Consider the following 20,315-nt stretch of genomic DNA (forward strand, 5'->3'; position numbering starts at 1 on the left):
AAACTTCACACACCCATCCCTTGACCTGGCACTCAGTGCCGTGTTTGACTGGGGTCATGGGCACCGGTCTGTCCGCGAATCTCGCTGGTAACGCCGGAGCCGCACCGACCGCCTTCAAGCCACCTTCACCAAGGAGCGTTCCCATGGCAGGAAACCCGGATTTCAATCTCTTCGCACTGAACGAAGAGCACGACGAACTGCGGGCTGCTATCCGCGGACTCTCCGAGAAGGAAATCGCGCCGTACGCCAAGGACGTCGACGAGAACGCACGTTTCCCCGAGGAAGCGCTCACCGCTCTCAACGCGTCCGGCTTCAACGCCATCCACGTTCCCGAGGCTTACGACGGCCAGGGCGCCGATTCCGTCGCCACCTGCATCGTCATCGAGGAAGTCGCCCGCGTCTGTGGATCCTCCTCGCTGATCCCCGCTGTGAACAAGCTCGGCACCATGGGCCTGATCCTCAAGGGTTCCGAAGAGCTCAAGTCCAAGGTGCTCCCGGACCTCGTGAACGGCGGAATGGCGTCGTACGCACTGTCCGAGCGTGAAGCCGGATCCGACGCCGCTTCGATGCGTACCCGCGCAAAGGCTGACGGCGACGACTGGATCCTCAACGGCTCCAAGTGCTGGATCACCAACGGCGGCAAGTCCACCTGGTACACCGTCATGGCTGTCACCGATCCCGACAAGGGCGCAAACGGCATCTCCTCTTTCATGGTCCACAAGGACGACGAGGGCTTTGTCGTCGGACCGAAGGAAAAGAAGCTCGGCATCAAGGGCTCCCCCACCGCTGAGCTGTACTTCGAGAACTGCCGCATCCCCGGCGACCGCATCATCGGCGAACCGGGCACCGGCTTCAAGACGGCACTCGAGACCCTCGACCACACGCGTCCCACCATCGGTGCTCAGGCTGTCGGCCTGGCCCAGGGCGCACTCGACGCGGCGCTGGCGTACACCAAGGATCGCAAGCAGTTCGGCAAGTCCATCAGCGACTTCCAGGCTGTTCAGTTCATGCTCGCGGACATGGCGATGAAGGTCGAAGCCGCACGTCTGATGGTTTACACCTCCGCAGCACGCGCCGAGCGTGGCGAGAAGAACCTCGGCTTCATCTCCGCTGCGGCGAAGTGCTTCGCTTCGGACGTTGCCATGGAGGTCACCACCGACGCCGTGCAGCTGTTCGGTGGCGCCGGCTACACCACCGACTTCCCGGTCGAGCGCATGATGCGCGACGCCAAGATCACGCAGATCTACGAAGGCACCAACCAGATTCAGCGCGTCGTGATGTCGCGTGCGCTGTTGAAGTAAGGCACTTCGCGCCCCTGTGCGCCTTTCTGGTAGTTCTGACTACCGGAACGGCGCACAGGGGCTTGCCCCTAATTTTTGAGGAGAATCGTGGAACTCGTAGGCGTAATCGGCGGCGGCACCATGGGTGCCGGCATTGCCGAAGTTTGTGCAAAAGCCGGTAGCTCGGTACTGGTGCTCGAAACCAAAGAAGAATTTGCCGCCGCTGCTCGCGAACGGATCGCCAAGTCGATCAACCGCGGCGTCGCCAAGGGCAAGATCACCCAGGAAGAAGCCGACGCCGCGATCGCACGCGTCCGCGTCACCTTGGACATGGAAGAGTTCGCCGATCGCGATCTGGTGATCGAAGCTGCTCCCGAGATCGAAGCTCTCAAGTACGAGATCTTCGGCAAGCTCGACAAGATCGTCAAGCCTGCAGGCATTCTGGCGACCAACACCTCGTCGATCCCCGTCATCAAGATCGCCAAGGCCACCTCGCGCCCCGGCCAGGTTGTCGGCGTTCACTTCTTCAACCCCGTGCCGGTCATGCCGCTCGTGGAGATCGTGGTCAGCCTGACGACGTCCGAAGAGACCGTTCTCGCCGTCACCGACTACGCCAAGAACACCTTGCGCAAGAAGACGGTTCGCGCGGGCGACCGTTCGGGCTTCATCGTCAACGCTCTGCTCATCCCGTACCTGTGCCAGGCTGTCCGGATGCTCGAATCCGGCTACGCCACAGCAGAAGACATCGACGAGGCCATGAAGGGCGGCTGCGGCTACCCGATGGGCCCGCTGACGCTGCTCGACACCGTCGGTCTCGACATTGCCCTCGCAGCGGCAGAGTCCCTGTACGCGGAATTCGCAGAACCGCACTACGCTCCGCCGGCGCTGCTTCGCCGCATGGTCGACGCCGGTCGCCTCGGCAAGAAGACCGGTCGCGGCTTCTACGAATACGCCTGAGTCTGACCGCTTCACTCTTCCGGCCCCTCACCTGTTGCAGGTGAGGGGCCGGAGTTGTTTTCGGGCAGATCTAGCCGAATCCATTGACAAATTCGCGCGGCGCAGCAAAAGTCATCATTTGACAACAACCGTTGTCACATGAACGCAGGCGGAGGGTCAACCAGATGAGCAGCGATGCGGACACAGGTACTCGTCGGCCGAAGCCCCGGGAACTGCCAGCGCCCCGGGCCCTGCGAGCAGATCCGATCGGCCCCGGTTCCCTGACGTGGACACACTTCGGCGACGTTCGCGGTCTGCTGTATCTCGGACGCGCAGGCACGCTGCAGAACATGCATCCCGCGGTAAGTGGAGCGCTGCAGGACCATTCGAATTTTTTCGACAACCCGCTCGACCGCCTGTTCCGCTCACTGCCGCCCATCTACGGCGTCGTGTACGACCGGACCGAAGAGGGCACAGGCACGCTCGTTCGCAACTTCCACACCGATCTCAAAGGAATCGACGAAACCGGCGGGCGCTACCACGCCCTCGCTCCTGACACTTTCTGGTGGACACACGTCACGTTCTTCGAGGTGATACTCGATTTCAACGAGCGATTCGCGTACAAGAAGTTCACGGCGGAGCAGAAGGACCAACTTGTCCGTGAGGCCGTAACTTGGTGGCGCTGTTACGGACTCACCGATCGACCGGCTTTCGACGACTACGTCAGCTTCCGCACGTATTGGGAAGACATGCTCGACAACCACCTGATCAACACCCACACCACAAAATGGTCGACGCGCATCGCCGAGCACGACATCGCACCGGCTCCGAAGGTTCCGACGTGGCTGTGGCGTCTTAGCTCTCGCCCCACGATGGCCGTGGCGAACTGGATCGGCAAGGCACTGATGCCGGAGAAGGCACGCAAGACCCTTGAATGGGAATGGACGCCGCGCGACGAACGGATGTACTTCTGGTTCGCCCGCTTCCTGACATTGACAGATCGGTTCTGGCATCTGCTGCCGCTACGACTGCGGTATGCGCCGCGCGCCTACTCGGGCATCCGCGCGCAGGGTCTGTGAGCACTCGTCGGTAGGCTGGAGTGCGTGCCAGCCCAACTCCCCTCCGACGCGATCAGTGTCCGCGTGGACAGCTGGACGTGGGCGGTTCGGCTGTTCAAGACACGCTCGCAGGCGGCGACGGCCTGCCGATCGGGACACGTTCGGGTCAATGGAACGTCGGCAAAGGCGGCTCAGCAGGTGAAAGCCGGCGACGAGGTGCGGGTGCGTGTATCCGGCATCGAACGCATTGTCGTCGTGGTCAAGCCGATCACGAAACGAGTCAGCGCGGTGCTGGCCGCCGATTGCCTGCAGGACAATTCGCCGCCCCCACCACCGCCCGAACTGATCGCGTCCATTCCGCGACGTGATCGTGGCGCCGGCAGACCGACCAAACGCGAGCGACGCGACCTCGAGAAGTTGCGCGGCCTCGAGCCCTGATTGCTACCTCGAAACAGGCTGACGCAGAACCGTCTTCAGTTTCTCGGGCGGTGTACGGCGAGCGTCGCTGAGATAGATCTCGTGATGATCGCCGTTGAAGCTCAGGCCGTTCGACGGGATGAACGTGTTGTGCAGCCGGTCCAGGGTAGGAGCTTCGTCGTCGTACGAGCCGACGTGAAGAATCTGGACGGACAGACCTTCCTCCAACTCGAGAAACCTGACCTTGTCGAGAGCGGCAATCTCCTTCTTGGCCCGCACTGCCTTGGCCCGGACTGCGTCAATCGACGCAGACAGTTCGGTCTCCGTGATCCACTCCGGTTGCGAGATCATCATCGTCCAATCCCACGACGACTTGTCCCGCGTCACGAACACCTCGGGGTCATCTGCCCGCCACAACCCTTCCAGCGGGCCCACGACGAAGTCGCGATCCAGTTCCTTCTTGCTCGCGAATTTGGTCGCGTAGGACACCGAATACAGCGCTTCGAGCGCCTCGGAGTACTCGGTGGCAGTGTTGGGATCACCGTGACCGTCGACGGCGAAGTAGCCGAAGCGCGGGACGGTCACGAGGGCAAAATCGCGGCGCCCGGGGGAATAGAGATCCTTGTATGCCTTCTTGACGTCGTACTTCTCCATGCGCCACCCACCTGATCACTGGCCGAGTTTCAACGTTCGGAAACCTATCCGAGAACACCGACATTCCGATAGCGGACCACCGTCCCCTTGTTAATAGACCAGTGGACCTTTACTCTGGACGGGGTGACTACACCCCAGGCGACCGACGTCGCTCGAGTTCCGCGCCGCAGACCGTTGCGGATCGTTGCCATATCCGCGATTGTCGCGTCGATCTTGGCTCTGTTGTTCGTGTACCCGTGGTGGAGCTTGTTCGTCCGGCCGGACTGGCCGACAGCGGTGGCAGTTTTCGGCACCGTTCTATTTGCCGCCCTCCTGATCACCCTGCCTGCCACCATGATGCTCAGCCACGGACACACTGACCGCGATCCAGTTCGCCTGGTCGGCGACGCCCTCCTCGGAATCATCTGGGTCGTGTTCGTGTGGACCCTGCTCGGTGAAGTCCTGAGGCTCGGACTGCTCGTCGGCGGCGTGGATGACCCGCTTCGATCGAGGATCGTCGCCGTTGCGGCACTGATCACCTCGGCCGTTCTGCTGATCTGGGGCTATCGGGAAGCCATGAGACTGCCACGGATCAAGCAGGTCGACGTCACCATCCCCCGCCTTGGTGCGGGGATGGACAAACTTCGGGTAGTCGCGATCACCGACACTCACTTCGGGCCGATCAATCGCGAGAAGTGGTCCGAGCGCGTGATCGCGGCAGTCAACGATCTCGACGCCGACATCGTGGCCCACGTCGGTGACATTGCCGACGGAACAGTGGAGCAGCGCCTCGGCCAAGCCACCCCACTCGCGTCGGTGGAAGCCAGACTCGCTCGTGTCTACGTCACCGGGAATCACGAGTACTTCCACGAGGCTCAGGAGTGGCTCGACTACATGACCTCGATCGGCTGGGATGCCCTGCACAACCGGCACCTCGTCGTCACCAAGGGCGGCGACAACCTGGTCATCGCCGGAGTCGACGACGCCACCGCTCTGGGATCGAAGCTCGACGGTCACGGCGCGAACTTCGATATGGCCCTTGCCGGCACCGACCCCGATTTGCCGATCCTGATGCTCGCCCATCAACCGAAGCAGGTAACTCAGTCCGCTTCCGCGGGAGTGGATCTGCAGCTCGCCGGTCATACCCACGGCGGACAGATCTGGCCGTTCAACCTTCTGGTCAAACTCGATCAACCGTCGGTGCACGGGCTCACCCGTCACGGCGACCGCACGCAGTTGTACACAAGCCGCGGAACCGGGTTCTGGGGTCCACCATTCCGCGTGTTCGCACCGAGCGAGATCACCGTCCTGACGCTGCACAGCGCCTGAACGGGCTCAGCTCGTTCGGGTTGCCGCTCGCGCCGACAGCCCGACGAGCTGATTGATCAGACCTTCACGTAGGCCGGTTGCGAACATGTCGGCAGCAGGGGGCGCCTGCATCTCGTTCAGTACGACGACCATGGATTCGGCAGGCTCGGCAGTCGGCCACAAGCCTGCAACAATCACCAGGGTTACCTTGGCGAATTGAGCCGCGTCGCCCTCCGAGAGGTGAGGCAATTGCGAATGAATCAGCGACGCAAACCTTCCCGAGTTGACCGTTGCCCGCTTCTTGAAGTCACGGGCGAAGTCGACGGAGATGTTTCTTTCGAGGACACCTGCCATGACGCTCATCAACTCACACAGTAAACGCTGTGCGACAAGCGATTCCGCAACCGTCGATGCCACATGGATTTCAGTGGCGAACGGCGAGTCGTCACCGGTCGGGGTCAACGACTCGGACAACCCGTCCAACCACGCAACCCAGTTCTCGTCGAGCACTTCGAGAAAGATGGCTTCGCGACTGTCGAAGTAGCGAAGCACGTTCGACTTCGCCAGTCCGACGCTCTCACTGAGCTCACGCAGGCTGATGTCGGCGACGGGCCTGGACCCGAGCATCGCGCGGGCCGCATCGAGAATCGCGCACCGACGCGCTTCGATCTGCTCAGGCCTGCGCGCGCGCTGAAATCCGTGGGTCGCCACCATCACGCAAGATTATCAGACCATCGTTCTATTGTTTGCTGTACTGCGGGTCAATTGTCCGAAGGTGCATGCTGCGCCACGACTCCCCTCGACGCCAGTTCGCGACGCAGCGAATCGGTATCGACGGACGCGAGATCGACTCGGTGCGTGCGGGTGGCCAAGGCTCGGACTTCCTCGGACAGGTCCGCCACCTGCTTACGCGTCGCGGCCTGGGATGCCTCGTCCTGTTCCGCCACGCGCTCGACCAACCAGGAAGCGAGTGTGGCAGTCACGATGCCCAGCAACGCAATTCCGCCGATCATCAATGCTCCGGCGATCATGCGCCCGGTCGTGGTAACGGGCGCCATGTCTCCGTAACCGACGGTCGTGACCGTCTCCATCGCCCACCACAATGCCGTTCCGTACGACGTGATGGCAGCGCCCTGCGCGTGACGCTCGGCATCGAGCATGGCCAGCGCCGCGACACCGATCAGCAAGGCCGTGGCACCAGTGGCGTAAATAACCACCCGTCCACGCAAGCTTTGCCCGCTCGAGCGGTGAACTATCGCAAGCAGTGTGACCAACCGAAGTAGGCGCAGCGGACGCAGCATGGGCAACACCACCATCGCCAAGTCCAAGAGATGCCTGACGAACCAGCGACCGCGGGCAGGTGCCAACCACAGGCGAACTGCGTAGTCGACGGCAAAAACGACCCACGCAGCCCACATCGTCCATTCGGTCAGACGATGTGGAAGGCCCGTCGGTTGCGCCAGCACTTGGTACGCGTACGCCACCAAGAACAGGCAGGCCGCAGCGGTCAACGGGATGTCGATGGCTAGCTGCCATTTCTCCAACGTCCACGCAGCGCGGCGGTGCGCCGACTTCGTCGATTCGTTCATCCGAGAAGTCTGACACCACCGCTACCTAGTGCCCGGCAGAACCGACTCAGATCCGAGTGTGCGTCAAGATGTTGAGCGCCGTGGGAACTGCCTCGATCGTGATGGGCAACGGCCCCACCCGATCACCGTCCGCGTAGGCGATGATGCCCTCGGAGACCAACCGCACCTTCTTCGACCGATACGTCTGCACCGCATCCAAGGAGACGTGAGTTCCCTTGTACACCCGCGGAAACAGGCGCACCAGACGCAACCTCGAACCGTGCCCGACGACGGTCAGATCCAGCAACCCATCAGACTTCGACGCGCCCGGAGTGATGAGCATGCCGCCACCGTACGAGCGGCCGTTGCCGACAGCCACGAGCGTCGCGTCCACCGTGATGACCTCGTCGTCGAGTTCGATCCGGTACGGCAGCGGCTTCATCTTCGCCAACTCGGCGAGCATCGCCAAGTTGTAGCGCATCGGTCCCTTGGGCCACGACATCCGATTGGCCCGTTCACTGACCAGCGAATCGAATCCGCTCGCGATGATCGTTCCCGACCAGACGACGGAACCGTCGGCCAGCGTGATCTTCGCCAGGTCGGACTGCTGCACGACGCCGTCGGCGATCACATCGGCGGCTGCCTCGGGATCGCCTGTGGGAATGCCGAACTCACGGGCGTGATCGTTACCGGTGCCCGCCGGGATGAGCCCGATAGGAGTATCGGTCAACGCGGCAGCCTGCAATCCGATGCTGATGGCACCGTCACCGCCGACCACCACCAGCGCGTCGGTACCCTCCTCGATCGCACGACGGGCCAATTTCTTGGCGTCGTCGGCGTCGGTTCCGATGATCTCGGTGACGGCAACTCCCCGAGCGCGCAGTCGCGCAACACCTTTGCGTCCTGCCGCAGGCGCGTGACCATGTCCCGCCATCGGATTGATCAGGACGGTAACCTTCTCGATCTGACTGCGGGTTTCGGTCACGGAATCAGCTTTCCAGGATTGAGGATGCCGGCAGGGTCCACTGCATTCTTCACTGCGCGAAGGATGTTCGCGCCCAGTTCACCGATCTCGTCCTTCATCCATGGGCGGTGATCGGCGCCGACAGCGTGGTGATGGGTGATCGTGCCACCGGCGGCGATGATCGCATCGCCAGCGGCAGTTTTCGCCTTGTGCCACTGAGCGATCGGATCCTCGGTCTGCGCGCTGACCACGGTGAAGTACAGCGAAGCACCGGTCTTGTAGGTGTGCGAAATGTGGCACATCACGAGCGGCTGAGTCCCCTGCTCGACGAGAGCCTTGGTCAGCGCCTCGGTGACCGAGGAGCGCAGGTTCGCGAGGTTACCCCAGGTGGTTGCCGTCTCGAGGGTTTCACACAGCGCACCGACATCGAGGAGAGCGTCACGCAGATACGGTGCATCGAATCGCCCGTGTTCCCAGCTATTTCCGGGCTCCTCGCCGAGCGATGTGCCGCCGTGAGCGGTGAGAATTGCTCGGGCCTCCGCCATCCGTTCAGCGGTGTGCGAAGCGGTGCCCTCGTAGGTAGTGATGCCGAGGCAACCACCGGTGAAGGCGTTCTCGCCGATCTTGTCGGTGGTCGCCAAATTCACGCCACTCTCGGCCTCGTCGGACAACCGCAGCACGGTCGGAGCCGATCCTTCCTGGACAAGCTCACGCAATGCAGCTGCGCCGGTGGCGAAGTCGGGGAAGCTCCACCCTTCGCGCACGGTGGTCTCGGGCAGACGGTGAACCCGCACACGCACGTGCGTGATGACGCCGAAGGTGCCCTCGGAGCCGACAAAAAGCTCACCCAGATCGGGGCCTGCAGCGGATGCCGGCGCACGCCCGGTCTCGATCACTCCACTCGGGGTGACAACGGTGAGGCCCTGAACCATGTCCTCGAAGCGCCCGTATCCAGCCGACGCCTGCCCCGAAGACCGGGTGGCGGCAAACCCGCCCAGAGTGGCGAACAGGAAGCTCTGCGGGAAGTGCCCGACCGAGAAACCGTGCTCACGCAGAAGCTCCTCGGCCCGTGGGCCGGTAGTTCCGCCGCCGAACGTCGCAATGCCCGATTCCTCGTCCAACCCGACAAGCTGATCGAACCTGCGCAGATCGAGAGAAAGAACTGCGTCGAACCCGTCACGAATGGGATCGAGCCCGCCGACGACGCTGGTGCCGCCGCCGAATGGGACCACTGCGATCCGGTTGGCAGAGCAGTATCGGAGAATCTGCTCGACCTCTGCGTCTGTCCCTGGGGTGACGACTGCGTCCGGTGCGTCCTGCGGCTCGACGCTACGACGGCGAAGCAGATCCGGGGTGCTCTTGCCACCGGCCCGAAGGATTCGATCGGAATCCTTGGTACTGACGTACTCGGCCCCGACCAGCCCAGCCAGCGCTTCGACATGCGACTGGGCCATAGCGGACGGAGCCACCTGGACGTCTTCGATGGCGAGACGCGATCGAGTCGGTGCGGAGACACCGAGAAATCCGGTCAACAATGATGTGACTGCGTCCGACAGTTCACGCTTCTTGGCCGGATCGCCCCAGGCGTCCCACTGCATCGGCGGTTGCAAGGCAGACTTTTCGGTGCTCATAGACACTAGTGTTACATATTTATGTGATGTGTAAACATCCCGGTGGATCAATCCATCCATCAACCCATCGTCTTGGAACCGTCGATGGCTTCGCGAAGCATGTCCGCGTGGCCCGCATGCTGGGCCGTCTCGGCGATGATGTGCAGCAATGCGCGCCGCGCTGACCAGCGAGCTCCCGCTTCGAACCACGGCGCCGACGGCAGTGGATGCGAGATGTCGAGGCTGTCCAGCGAGGCCACCAACTCGTCGGTCCTGGCCGCGATCCCCTCGTACTCGGAAACGATGCCTGCCAAGGTTTCACCCTCGACCATGGCGAATTCGTTCGCCCGTTCCTGTTGCATCTCTTCCGACCACTGGGTCGGGTCGAAGTCCCCACCAAGTCCGGCCGGCCCTTCCAGAATGAAGTCGACCCATCCCTTTTCCGCCTGACCCACATGCTTGATCAATCCGCCGAGGCACAGTTCACTCACGGTCGGCCTCGAAGCGGCCTGCTCGTCGGTGAGGTCCTTGACGGTGAAGAGAAGGAATTCACGATGCCGACGCAGGCTCTGGAGGAGATCCGCGCGCTCGCCGGTGACGGTGGTGATCGGTGCGTTCATGATGTTTTCCTTCGCTCGTGGGTTCGTGCCCTGTGAGAACTACGTTAGAAGTTATTGCGGACAGAAACGGTCCTCATTAGAAAACGATCAAGAAAAAACTCCCGGCACCCACCGATGAAGGTGAGTGCCGGGAGTTCGAGCGAGCTAGACGAGATCAGACTGTGCGAGCCAAACGATCGGCCAGCAGGCGCGTGAAGTGCGCCGGATCGCTCAGTTCACCGCCCTCGGCAAGCAACGCCATGCCGTAGAGCAACTGAGCCGTCTCCGTCAGGTTCTCTGCATTGTCATTGGCGGCCTGCGCCTCCCGCAGACCCGAGACAAGCGGATGCTCCGGGTTGAGCTCGAGAATGCGCTTGCTGTGTGGAACAGGCTGACCCGAAGCCTTGTACATCTTCTCGAGCGTCGGAGACATGCTGAACGCGTCGCCGACGATGCAGGCAGCCGACGTGGTCAGTCGCGTCGAGAGACGCGTTTCCTTGATGTCTTCGGACAGGGTTTCGGTCAGCCACGTCAGTAGCGCGCCGAATTCCTTTTCCTTCTCTTCGCGCTCGGCCTCGGCCGCCTTCTTCTCGTCCTCGGTGTCGAGGTCGACCTCGCCCTTGGCGATCGACTGGAAGGTCTTGCCGTCGAAGTCCGAGACTGCGTCGACCCACATCTCGTCCACGGGATCGGTAAGTACCAGAACCTCGAGGCCCTTGGCCTTGAAAGCCTCCATGTGCGGCGAGCTTTCGATGAGGTGACGAGATTCGCCGGTCATGAAGTAGATCTGTTCCTGACCGTCCTTCATGCGCTCCACGTACTCGGCGAGAGTGGTCACGCCCTCTTCACTGTTGGTCGAGGCGAAGGACGAGATGTCGAGCAGCGTCTTGCGGTTGTCGGCATCGGCCATCAGGCCTTCCTTGAGCGCGCGTCCGAACTCGGTCCAGAAAGTCGAGTACTTCTCCGGCTCGTTCGCCTTCATGTCCTTGATGGTCGAGAGGACCTTCTTGGTCAGACGACGACGGATGGCAGCGATCTGCCGGTCCTGCTGCAGAATTTCACGAGAGACGTTGAGCGAGAGGTCTTGTGCGTCGACCACGCCCTTGACGAAGCGCAGGTAATCGGGCACCAACTCTTCGCAGTCGTCCATGATGAAGACGCGCTTGACATAGAGGTGGATCCCGGCCTTGCGCTCACGCATGAACAGATCGAACGGCGCCGTCGACGGAATGAACAGCAGCGCTTGGTATTCGAAAGTACCTTCGGCCTTCATCGGGATGACCTCGAGAGGCTCGTCCCAGGCGTGGCTGACGTGCTTGTAGAACTCCTTGTACTCGTCCTCGGACACCTCGTCCTTGGCGCGAGTCCACAGCGCCTTCATCGAGTTGATCGTCTCGGTCTCGATGGTGACCTCGGGCTCCTCGCCCTCGGCCGGCGTCGACGTACGAGCGACATCCATACGGATGGGCCACGCGATGAAGTCGGAGTACTTCTTGACCAGTTCCTTGATCTTCCATTCCGACGTGTAGTCGTGCAGGCCGTTCTCGGAATCCTCGGGCATCAGGTGCAAGGTCACGGAGCTACCCTGCGGCGCCTCGTTCACATGCTCGAGCGTGTACGTGCCTTCGCCGGTCGACTCCCAGCGCGTCGCGTGATCTTCACCGGCACGGCGGGTCAGCAGCGTGACCTTGTCCGCGACCATGAACGTGGAGTAGAAACCGATGCCGAACTGACCGATCAGTTCTTCCGATGCCGCTGCATCCTTGGCTTCCTTGAGCTTGCGACGTACCTCGGCGGTGCCGGACTTGGCGAGCGTGCCGATCAGGTCGACGACCTCGTCACGAGACATGCCGATGCCGTTGTCGCGGATCGTGAGGGTGCGGGCTGCCTTGTCGATGTCGATCTCGATGTGCAGATCGGAGACGTCGACGTTGAGGTCTTTGTCCTGGTACGACTCGAGGCGGAGCTTGTCCAGCGCGTCCGAAGCGTTGGAGATCAACTCACGAAGGAAGCTGTCCTTGTTCGTATAGATTGAATGAACCATCAGATCCAGCAGCTGACGTGTTTCTGCTTGGAACTCGAGCTGCTCGGTATGCGCGGTCACTTCGATCCCTTTCTCTTCTCGGACTGATCACAGGAATTTTACTTGACCGCGAATACTGCGGGTCGGCCCCCGCACAGACAAGGGAGGCCACGCGACCTGCGCGTGACCTCCCGTTATCTTCACCACCGATCTACTCGGTGACGTTCACCATCGAATAGTTCGAGACGCCGGCGGCCAGCACCCTGAGGTGATCGTCAGATGCGCCCAAAGTGTGTTCGATGGCCACCAGCCGCGAGACGTAGTGCCCGACCGGATACTCGGCTGTCATACCGATACCACCGTGCATCTGAATTGCTTCCTGACCGATCTGATGCGCGGCGCGACCGACAGACAGCTTCGCTCGCGACGCGATGGTCGGATCGATCACTCCGTCGGCGATGGCCATGGTGGCGTACAGACTCAGGCTGCTCGCCAGTTCGAGCGCCACGTACATGTCGGCCGCACGATGAGTCAGCGTCTGGAACTTCGCGAGCGGAACACCGAACTGCTTGCGCTGCTTCAGGTATTCCGTCGTCAGTCGCAGAGCTTCGGTCATGATCCCGATCGCCTCGGCGCACAGAGCTGCCTGCGCCCGAACCTCTGCTTCGACGATCGCGGCCGTGACATCGCCGCCCTCACCAAGTGGTTCGGCCGCGGCATCGGTGAACGTGAACTGCGCACCGCGACGGCCGTCGTGGGTGGCGTACGTGCTCCGTGTGACACCTGGGCCCTCCGCATCCACCAGGAAGAGCCCGGGGCCGCCGCCTGGAAGTGTGGCGCTGACGATCACGACGTGCGCGCTGTCGCCCTGCAGAACTGGGTTCTTGACGCCGGTGATCGTCCACCCCGATCCCTCCTGCGATGCATTGGTCGTGACAGTGGCGACCGGCCAGCGCGTGCCGGGTTCCGTATGCGCGAAGGCCGACAGAGTGGTCCCGTCGCTGAGCGCCGGCAGGAGCCGCGCCCGCTGATCTGCCGAACCGACAGCCGCGATCAAACCGCCGGGGATCAGAACACCACCCAAGTACGGCTCGGGTGCAAGCGCGCGGCCCAGTTCGGTCATCACGACCATGGTCTCGACCGGCCCAGCGCCCATCCCGCCGTCGGCCTCCGCGAATGGCAGGCCGAGCAACCCGAGCTCGGCGAACTGCTTCCACACCGAGGCATTCCATCCCTCGTCAGTGGCCGAGGTGGCGTTACGCTTCTCCGCGTCGTAGCTGCGGTTGAGCAATTCACGCGTCGTGTCGCGAAGCATTGTCTGCTCGTCGTCGAGTTCGAAATTCATGTCAGATGCTCACAATCCGAGAATCGAGGAGGCAATGATGGAGCGCTGCACCTCACTTGATCCGCTGTAGATGGAAACCTTCCGGTAGTTCAGGTAGCGCGGCGCCGCTTGCTGCGCCCACTCCGGCGAGTCGATCTCGGCCGTGTTCACCGGCAACGAGTCCGGACCCGCAACATCCATCAGCAATTCCGTTGCTGCCTGCTGCAATTCGGAGCCGCGGAGCTTGAGCAGCGAGGACGCCGGGTTCGGCTTGCCGTCTGCCGAACTCGCCACAACTCGCAGTTGAGTCAGATCCAGCGCAAGCAAATCGTTTTCCAGCTCAGCCAACCGAGCCGCGAACAACGGATCATCGAGGAGGGTGCCGGTTCCAACGCGAACTTCCCGCGCCTTCTCTTTTGCCGTGGCGACAAGAGTTTTGGAGAACCCGACCCGCGTGACGCCCGTGCGTTCGTTGCCGAGCAGGAACTTGGCGTAGTCCCAGCCTTTGTTCTCTTCGCCGACAAGATTCTCCGCAGGGACGCGGACGTTGTCGAAGAACACCTCGTTGACCTCGACGCTGCCGTCGATCAGTTTGATGGGGCGAACCGTGATGCCGGGAGTTGCCAGATCGATGAGCAAGAACGAAATTCCGGCCTGCCGCTTCTGGGCACTGGCATCTGTGCGAACCAGACAGAAGATCCACTCGGCGTGCTGAGCGAGAGTAGTCCACGTCTTCTGACCGTTGACGATGTAATCCGCGCCGTCACGGACAGCGGCCGTCTTGAGTGAAGCGAGATCCGAACCGGCTTCTGGTTCCGAAAAACCTTGGCACCACCAGATATCGGCGTTAGCCGTCGCCGGGAGAAACTGCTCCTTCTGCTCCTGCGAGCCGAAGGCCGCGATGACGGGCCCAACCATGCTCACGTTGAACGGCAACGGGTTGGGTACCGACGCCAACTGCATTTCCTCGGAATAGATGTGGCGCTGTACCGGAGTCCAGTTTTTGCCACCCCATTCGATCGGCCAGTGCGGAACCGCCAGTCCGTGTGCGTTCAGAATCTGCTGGCCCGCAACGATGTCTTCACGCGTCAGCTTTCCGAATCCCGCTGCACGCGCACGAAGTTCGGGCGAGAATTCAGTGGTGAAGAACTTTCGCATCTCCTCGCGGAACGCAACTTCCTCACCGGTCAATTCGAGATTCATATGGAGTCTGCTTTCTTCTGGCAGGGTTTCAGAACAAGATTCGTGCGACGGTCTGCGCAACAACGGCGGGCTTGTCCACGCCTTCGATCTCGACGGTGTTGGTGATCTGACTCTGCAGCGAGCCGTTCGGCAACTCTTCGATCGCGGAGAGCACTGCAGTGTTGCGAACCTTGGCTCCGACCGGCACTGGACTCGGGAATCGAACCTTGTCGGACCCGTAGTTGACGACCATCTTCGCCCCGTCGATGCGGTACACGGACTTCGACAGAAGCGGCAGGAGCGAGAGAGTCAGATACCCGTGGGCAATCGGACCACCGAAAGGTGATTCACGCTTTGCCCTTTCGTCGTCGACGTGAATCCACTGATGGTCACCGGTCGCGTCGGCAAATTGATGGACCATCTCGCGGGTGACCTCGACCCACTCGCTCGAGCCCAGCGTTTCACCGATTGCCCCCAGGAGATCGGACTTGTTCTCGAACACCCGTGTCATCTGATCCTCCACGTTCCCGAACACTGTTAGGTTAATTCGATAATAAACTCACGGTGTAAGGTTGTCCAGTACTTTCAGACGAAAGGGTTCTGGGCGATGGCGCGACCGCGGGTTCCACTCTTGAGCAAGCCGATCATCAGGGACACCGCCCTGAAACTGGTGGACGAGCACGGTTTGACCGACTTCTCGATGCGCAAACTCGCCACTGTTCTCGGCGTACAGGCACCGTCGCTGTACAGCCATTACGCCAACAAGGACGAGTTACTCGACGACGTCGCGAACGTCATCATGGAGTCCGTCGACGTGAGCGGCTTCGACTCCGACGATTGGCGCGGCGCGCTACGCACGTGGGCGCGGTCCTACCACGCCGCCCTGGGCAAGCATCCCAATATCGTTCCCTACTTGGCCTACGGTCCGAGCGTCAGGCCCATCGCCCTTGACCGCGCGAACGCCATCCATGGTGGACTGGTGCGCGCCGGATGGCCGCAGCGCACGGCAACGCTGATCGGCGCTTCCGTCAAGTACGTGGTCATGGGTGCTGCGACGGCGACGTTCTCCGGCGGATTCGTGGACGATCCTGCGATCTACGCCGAGCGTTACCCGCACCTCACGCGAGCACATCTGTTGCGTGAGCGTGCTGCGGAAATCGACGGTGCCAGTTTCGAACTCGCGCTGGAATCCCTACTGGACGGACTGGAAGCCAAATACGCACTGCTGCAGAGAACTACAGAGCAACCTCCTCGAAACTGAGGGTTGTTACCGTCGATCAAGCGCGCCGAGCATCGCGACGAAGGCCGCCTGACGATCCCCCAGAGCGGCGAAGAATTCCCGGTCCGAAGATTCCACCGCGCGGTTCGCCCTGCCGGCCAAGGCCGCACCCACCGGCGTGACGGCAAGCGAGCGAGCACGAGCATCGGTCGGATGTGGACGTCGTTCGACAAACCCCTTGGATTCGAGGGTCCGAATCACCTGTGACGTCATCATCGCGTCGGTGCGCGCGTACTCGGCAAGACCGCGTTGAGTTATCGGCGTCTCTGCATCCAGCCAGGTCAGTGCTGCGAGCAGAACGAACTGCACGTGGGTCAGGTCGAAAGGTCGCAGCGCCGCGCGAATCGAGGCTTGCCAAGCATTGGTGACACGCCACAACATCAGACCGGGACTCTCGTCCGCGTCCTCGAAGTCGGTTTCCAGTTTCTTCGCCACATCGCCAGTGTGTCAGCTCGTCGTCGAACGCAGAACCTCGACGTCGTTGTCATCCAACGGAATCAAGCCACGCCGGAGTTGATACCCCCAATTCGGTGCCGAGGTCAGCGCCAATCGACTCCGCACATCGCCGAGTGGAACGGGCGTGAACTGCTCGTATCGCACTCGACGCCGAAACGGCTTGAAACACCCCTCGTCCGCCTGCCAGATCTCACCCTCTTCGATCACACCGAGAGCTGTGAACTCGCGCAACGGATCTCGGTCGCCCATGGACTCGACCGGCGAATAATAGACAAGCACGTCACCTGCTTTCATCCGTACCAAACCAGCTCTCTTTCCGTGCCCGATCTGTGCGATACCGAGATCCACTGCGCGACGCACATGTTCGGCAGAGACAACCCCTAACCAGGCATTCATCGCCGGCCCCCTGGCGAACCGAAAGCACATTCATTCATACATTTAGTATGCGCGCTTATTATATTTCACGCAACAGATCCACTCTTGAACGTGTTCAACTCCAGGGCGTACGCTGCACTTGAACATGTTCAAAGAAGGAGTGTCGATGAGTAGTCGCGGGATCGAGACCAGGGAAAAGCTGGTGGAAACAGCATTGCGGCTCTTCCGCGACGAGGGCTTCGCAGCGACGACCATGCGCAAGATCGCAAATGAGGCAGAGGTCTCGCTCGGGAACGCCTACTACTACTTCGCCAGTAAAGACGAACTGGTTCACGAGCTGTATCTCGCCATCCAACGCGATCACCGCGCGCGGGCGCTTCCACTCCTTCGCGAAGGTGGGTCACTGACAGAAAATCTCAGGATTGTTCTGCACACCGGACTCGATGTCATGGGGCCCTATCACGGCTTCGGCAGCACGTTTCTGCACGTTGCCCTGCCCACCACATCACAGTCCAGCCCGTTCTCGGCCGAGTCGACCGATGCGAGATCGATGGCCGTCGATCTGATGCGTGAAGCACTGGCGGCGTCGAAGCAGAAGACGCCGGCGTCATTGGAGACCCAGCTCCCCACGCTCTTGTGGCTCAGCTATCTGGGCGTGACGCTGCACTGGGTCACCGACGCGTCTCCGGGGCAAACTCGTACCCGATCCCTCGTCGACGGCCTGGTACCGATCATCGCGAAAGCGCTCACCCTCGCCCGGCTGCCAGTGGCACGAGGTCTGGTCGGCGATGTCGCCGCCCTGATGACAAAAGTCGTTTCTGCAGAGGGGAACACAAAACCATGAAGACCGTTGTTGTCTGTGGTGCGTCGGGTTACGTAGGCCAACACCTTCTTCGAACGCTCGAATCCAACGGGGTCGACGTTCGGACGATCGGCCGGGGAGGAACGAGCGATGCCACGTGGTCCGACGAGCACGGCGTCGCCGATGTACTCAGCGGCACGGATCTGCTCGTCAACCTCGCCGGCCGCTCCGTGAGCTGCCGCTACAACAAGCGCAATGCCGACGACATCTTCTCCTCCCGAGTGGAAACGACTGCACTGTTGGGTCGTGCGCTGACCCGCACGCCGCAGCCACCCTCACTCTGGGCGAATGCCAGTACCGGCACGATCTACCGAGACGCACGAGATCGACCGATGGACGAGAAGAACGGAGAGCTGGGTAAGGGATTCTCCGTAGCGGTCGCGCGAGCGTGGGAACACGAATTGTTCTCAGCCCCGACGCCTGTTCGCAAAGTGGCACTTCGGATGTCGATCGTCCTCGGAGCCGGCGGTGGGGCGATCAATCCGTTCGTCAACCTCGCCCGAATGGGCTTCGGCGGACGAATGGGCGACGGCCGACAGATGTTCAGCTGGATTCACATCGCCGACGTCATTCGCGCGATCATCCACGTCTACGAGAATCCGGAGATCTCAGGCCCGGTCAATATCGCATCCCCGTATCCGGTAACCAACACCGACATGATGCGGATGGTACGAGCGAAACTTGGCCGACAATATGGGTTTCCGACGCCGGGCTGGATGCTCGAGTTCGGCGCACGAATCATCCGCACCGAGGCTGAACTGGTAACGAAGAGTCGCTGGGTTTCACCAGGGGTGCTCGCGGACAGCGGCTTCCAGTATCAATTTCCGACGTTGGAGTCTGCGCTGAACCAGATCGCTCAAGAGACCCCGCGAGGGTTGCTTCCGGTTTCACTCGGCTGAAGTTCGGCTGCGATCGCAACCGCTCGCACGATATCCTGCTCGAGCAGATAGTGATTCAGTGCAATCGCAGCCTTTGATCCGGCAGCGGCGGCGGTGATCAACTGCGCCGGAGAATCCGACACATTCCCCGCGGCCCAGGCTCCAGGCACACTTGTGCTGCCTGCAGGATCAGTTACCACCCAACCATTTTCGTCGGCTTCACACCCCAGGTCAGTCAACAGATCGCCTCCCGGAACAAACCGTGGGCCGACAAACACTACGCTTCGCGGAATTACCTGACCGGAGGCCAGTTCGACGCCGTCCAATCGACCATCGCCAACCGACACGCCAGCCACATCGCCTTCGACAATGCGAATCCCCCTGGCAATCAGCCGCTCCCGTTCGGCTCCCGTCAGCTCGATACGGTTGGGAAAGAAGACGACATCCTCCGACCATTGACGCACCAACGACGCCTGATGAATGGTGAACGGCCTATTGCCACCACCGAGCACACCGATCGGGGAATCTCGAACCTCGTACCCGTGACAGTAGGGACAATGCAGAACGTCGACGCCCCAGCGATCTTGCAGCCCAGCGATGTTCGGCAGCTCGTCACGTAACCCAGTAGCAACCAGAACAGTCCGTGCCTCCAGCGACGCAGTCGCGTCGGTTTGCACAAGAAACCCACCGTCGTCCGTGCGCTCGATTCGGATTGCGGTGCCAGTCGTCATTTCGCTGCCGTACTCGAGAACCTCCTTGCGGCCGGCCGCAAGTAATTGCGTAGGACTCTCACCATCCCGCGTCAGGTACCCGTGCAGGTGCTCGGAGACACCATTGCGCGGGTTACCTGCATCGACGATCATCACTCGCCGCCGAGCCCGAGCCAGAACAAGCGCGGCACTCAACCCCGCCGCACCGCCACCGACAATCACCACGTCGAACCTCATGTGCTCCCCCAGTCCGCAGATCGTCCCACCCGAGACGGTGGGCTATTCTGGCGATCTAGCAAATTTGTTTACCGGTTAACAAAGTTGAGGAATCGTGAACGAACCAACACTCCGCTCCCGTACCTGCAACCTCTGGGCCGAAAACAATCCCGACCTCGACACCTCGCCCATGGAAGTGGTCGCGCAACTCAAACGGATTACGGCGCTTCTCGAACTAGCAGTCGAACCGGTATACCAAACCGCGGATCTCACCGTGTCGGAAGTGGAACTGCTTGTGCCACTGCGATACGCCGAGGAACCGGTCACCGCGATTCGTCTCGCCGAACGCCTCGGTATGTCTCGGGCCGGGGTCAGCAAGGCACTCGCGCGACTCGAGAAGCGAGGACTCGTCTCCCGCACAAGCAATCCCGAAGACAGGCGATCTGCACTGATCACGATGACGGTCCAGGGAAACGCTGTCGTCGACGACGTCTTTCCTCGCGAACTCGCCGCTCACGGTGAATTGTTCACCCAACTCGGACGGGACCGGGGGAAGGTCCTTGCCGCACTCGAGCGACTGGCAGTATCCATGGAAAGTGGGCTCGATCGGATGAGCGATGCCCGTTCGCGTACCTGA

General features: G+C 61.6%; 22 protein-coding genes. 9 read left to right on the forward strand and 13 right to left on the reverse strand.

Translation table 11 applies throughout. From position 1 onward, the window contains the following. Window positions 1-143: 143 nt before the first annotated feature. From AOT96_RS05040 to AOT96_RS05055, 4 genes are all read left to right on the forward strand, one after another. On the forward strand, window positions 144-1,301 hold the full coding sequence (locus AOT96_RS05040) for an acyl-CoA dehydrogenase (RefSeq protein ID WP_003939784.1): 1,158 nt from the start codon (window positions 144-146) through the stop codon (window positions 1,299-1,301). Between the two features lie 87 nt (window positions 1,302-1,388). Further along, on the forward strand, window positions 1,389-2,237 hold the full coding sequence (locus AOT96_RS05045; RefSeq protein WP_003940434.1) for a 3-hydroxybutyryl-CoA dehydrogenase: 849 nt from the start codon (window positions 1,389-1,391) through the stop codon (window positions 2,235-2,237). Between the two features lie 164 nt (window positions 2,238-2,401). Then, window positions 2,402-3,295 carry an oxygenase MpaB family protein gene (locus AOT96_RS05050; protein ID WP_065351385.1) on the forward strand — a complete coding sequence of 298 codons (894 nt, stop codon included), beginning with the start codon at window positions 2,402-2,404 and terminating at the stop codon, window positions 3,293-3,295. A gap of 24 nt (window positions 3,296-3,319) precedes the next feature. After that, window positions 3,320-3,712 (forward strand): RNA-binding S4 domain-containing protein, encoded by a 393-nt coding sequence (locus tag AOT96_RS05055; protein WP_029256216.1) that lies wholly within the window; start codon window positions 3,320-3,322, stop codon window positions 3,710-3,712. A 3-nt stretch (window positions 3,713-3,715) separates the two neighbouring features. On the opposite strand, the gene AOT96_RS05060 is transcribed toward AOT96_RS05055, so the two are convergent. Further along, complete coding sequence (locus tag AOT96_RS05060) at window positions 3,716-4,345, reverse strand: GyrI-like domain-containing protein (RefSeq protein WP_007731353.1); 630 nt, start codon at window positions 4,343-4,345, stop codon at window positions 3,716-3,718. Window positions 4,346-4,468: 123 nt separating this feature from the next. Between AOT96_RS05060 and AOT96_RS05065 the strand changes: the two genes are divergently transcribed. Continuing rightward, window positions 4,469-5,653 carry a metallophosphoesterase gene (locus AOT96_RS05065; protein WP_054827071.1) on the forward strand — a complete coding sequence of 395 codons (1,185 nt, stop codon included), beginning with the start codon at window positions 4,469-4,471 and terminating at the stop codon, window positions 5,651-5,653. A gap of 6 nt (window positions 5,654-5,659) precedes the next feature. On the opposite strand, the gene AOT96_RS05070 is transcribed toward AOT96_RS05065, so the two are convergent. From AOT96_RS05070 to AOT96_RS05110, 9 genes are all read right to left on the reverse strand, one after another. Next, window positions 5,660-6,346 (reverse strand): TetR/AcrR family transcriptional regulator, encoded by a 687-nt coding sequence (locus AOT96_RS05070; protein ID WP_007731351.1) that lies wholly within the window; start codon window positions 6,344-6,346, stop codon window positions 5,660-5,662. Window positions 6,347-6,393: 47 nt separating this feature from the next. Further along, window positions 6,394-7,221 carry a potassium channel family protein gene (locus tag AOT96_RS05075; RefSeq protein WP_047271164.1) on the reverse strand — a complete coding sequence of 276 codons (828 nt, stop codon included), beginning with the start codon at window positions 7,219-7,221 and terminating at the stop codon, window positions 6,394-6,396. A 46-nt stretch (window positions 7,222-7,267) separates the two neighbouring features. Then, on the reverse strand, window positions 7,268-8,134 hold the full coding sequence (locus tag AOT96_RS05080) for a diacylglycerol kinase (RefSeq protein WP_047271231.1): 867 nt from the start codon (window positions 8,132-8,134) through the stop codon (window positions 7,268-7,270). 47 nt (window positions 8,135-8,181) lie between these two features. Then, window positions 8,182-9,762, reverse strand: coding sequence for an FAD-binding oxidoreductase (locus tag AOT96_RS05085; protein ID WP_065351386.1), 1,581 nt, complete (start codon window positions 9,760-9,762; stop codon window positions 8,182-8,184). 92 nt (window positions 9,763-9,854) lie between these two features. After that, the gene (locus AOT96_RS05090; protein WP_030535159.1) at window positions 9,855-10,394 is read right to left on the reverse strand and encodes a DinB family protein; all 540 of its coding nucleotides are present in this window, start codon (window positions 10,392-10,394) and stop codon (window positions 9,855-9,857) included. A 154-nt stretch (window positions 10,395-10,548) separates the two neighbouring features. Next, window positions 10,549-12,477, reverse strand: a complete 1,929-nt coding sequence (gene htpG / locus AOT96_RS05095) for a molecular chaperone HtpG (RefSeq protein ID WP_063315798.1) — start codon at window positions 12,475-12,477, stop codon at window positions 10,549-10,551. A 130-nt stretch (window positions 12,478-12,607) separates the two neighbouring features. Beyond that, window positions 12,608-13,741 (reverse strand): acyl-CoA dehydrogenase family protein, encoded by a 1,134-nt coding sequence (locus tag AOT96_RS05100; RefSeq protein ID WP_065351387.1) that lies wholly within the window; start codon window positions 13,739-13,741, stop codon window positions 12,608-12,610. A 9-nt stretch (window positions 13,742-13,750) separates the two neighbouring features. Next, window positions 13,751-14,923 (reverse strand): acyl-CoA dehydrogenase family protein, encoded by a 1,173-nt coding sequence (locus tag AOT96_RS05105; protein ID WP_065351388.1) that lies wholly within the window; start codon window positions 14,921-14,923, stop codon window positions 13,751-13,753. A gap of 28 nt (window positions 14,924-14,951) precedes the next feature. Next, entirely contained in the window at window positions 14,952-15,413 is a 462-nt protein-coding gene (locus AOT96_RS05110; RefSeq protein WP_065352765.1) for a MaoC family dehydratase, read from the reverse strand. A gap of 96 nt (window positions 15,414-15,509) precedes the next feature. Between AOT96_RS05110 and AOT96_RS05115 the strand changes: the two genes are divergently transcribed. After that, a complete protein-coding gene (locus tag AOT96_RS05115; RefSeq protein ID WP_007731342.1) occupies window positions 15,510-16,163 on the forward strand; it encodes a TetR/AcrR family transcriptional regulator in 654 nt (217 codons plus the stop codon). 6 nt (window positions 16,164-16,169) lie between these two features. Here the strand turns inward: AOT96_RS05115 and AOT96_RS05120 are convergent, their stop codons facing one another. Both AOT96_RS05120 and AOT96_RS05125 read right to left on the reverse strand, forming a co-directional pair. Then, entirely contained in the window at window positions 16,170-16,616 is a 447-nt protein-coding gene (locus AOT96_RS05120; protein WP_003940281.1) for a MarR family winged helix-turn-helix transcriptional regulator, read from the reverse strand. Between the two features lie 12 nt (window positions 16,617-16,628). Continuing rightward, window positions 16,629-17,033 carry an EVE domain-containing protein gene (locus AOT96_RS05125; RefSeq protein WP_065351389.1) on the reverse strand — a complete coding sequence of 135 codons (405 nt, stop codon included), beginning with the start codon at window positions 17,031-17,033 and terminating at the stop codon, window positions 16,629-16,631. Between the two features lie 145 nt (window positions 17,034-17,178). On the opposite strand from AOT96_RS05125, the gene AOT96_RS05130 reads away from it, so the two are divergent. Together AOT96_RS05130 and AOT96_RS05135 are read left to right on the forward strand one after the other, a co-directional pair. After that, the gene (locus tag AOT96_RS05130; protein WP_065352766.1) at window positions 17,179-17,856 is read left to right on the forward strand and encodes a TetR family transcriptional regulator; all 678 of its coding nucleotides are present in this window, start codon (window positions 17,179-17,181) and stop codon (window positions 17,854-17,856) included. Further along, entirely contained in the window at window positions 17,853-18,773 is a 921-nt protein-coding gene (locus AOT96_RS05135; protein ID WP_050656413.1) for a TIGR01777 family oxidoreductase, read from the forward strand. Before AOT96_RS05130 ends, AOT96_RS05135 begins: the two co-directional genes overlap by 4 nt. Here the strand turns inward: AOT96_RS05135 and AOT96_RS05140 are convergent. Beyond that, a complete protein-coding gene (locus AOT96_RS05140; protein WP_065351390.1) occupies window positions 18,731-19,699 on the reverse strand; it encodes an NAD(P)/FAD-dependent oxidoreductase in 969 nt (322 codons plus the stop codon). The genes AOT96_RS05135 and AOT96_RS05140 overlap by 43 nt on opposite strands. 94 nt (window positions 19,700-19,793) lie before the next feature. On the opposite strand from AOT96_RS05140, the gene AOT96_RS05145 reads away from it, so the two are divergent. Further along, complete coding sequence (locus tag AOT96_RS05145; RefSeq protein WP_007731333.1) at window positions 19,794-20,315, forward strand: MarR family winged helix-turn-helix transcriptional regulator; 522 nt, start codon at window positions 19,794-19,796, stop codon at window positions 20,313-20,315.

The sequence above is a fragment of the Rhodococcus sp. 008 genome (assembly GCF_001682295.1).
In the GTDB taxonomy this organism is placed as follows: Bacteria; Actinomycetota; Actinomycetes; order Mycobacteriales; family Mycobacteriaceae; genus Rhodococcus_F; species Rhodococcus_F qingshengii.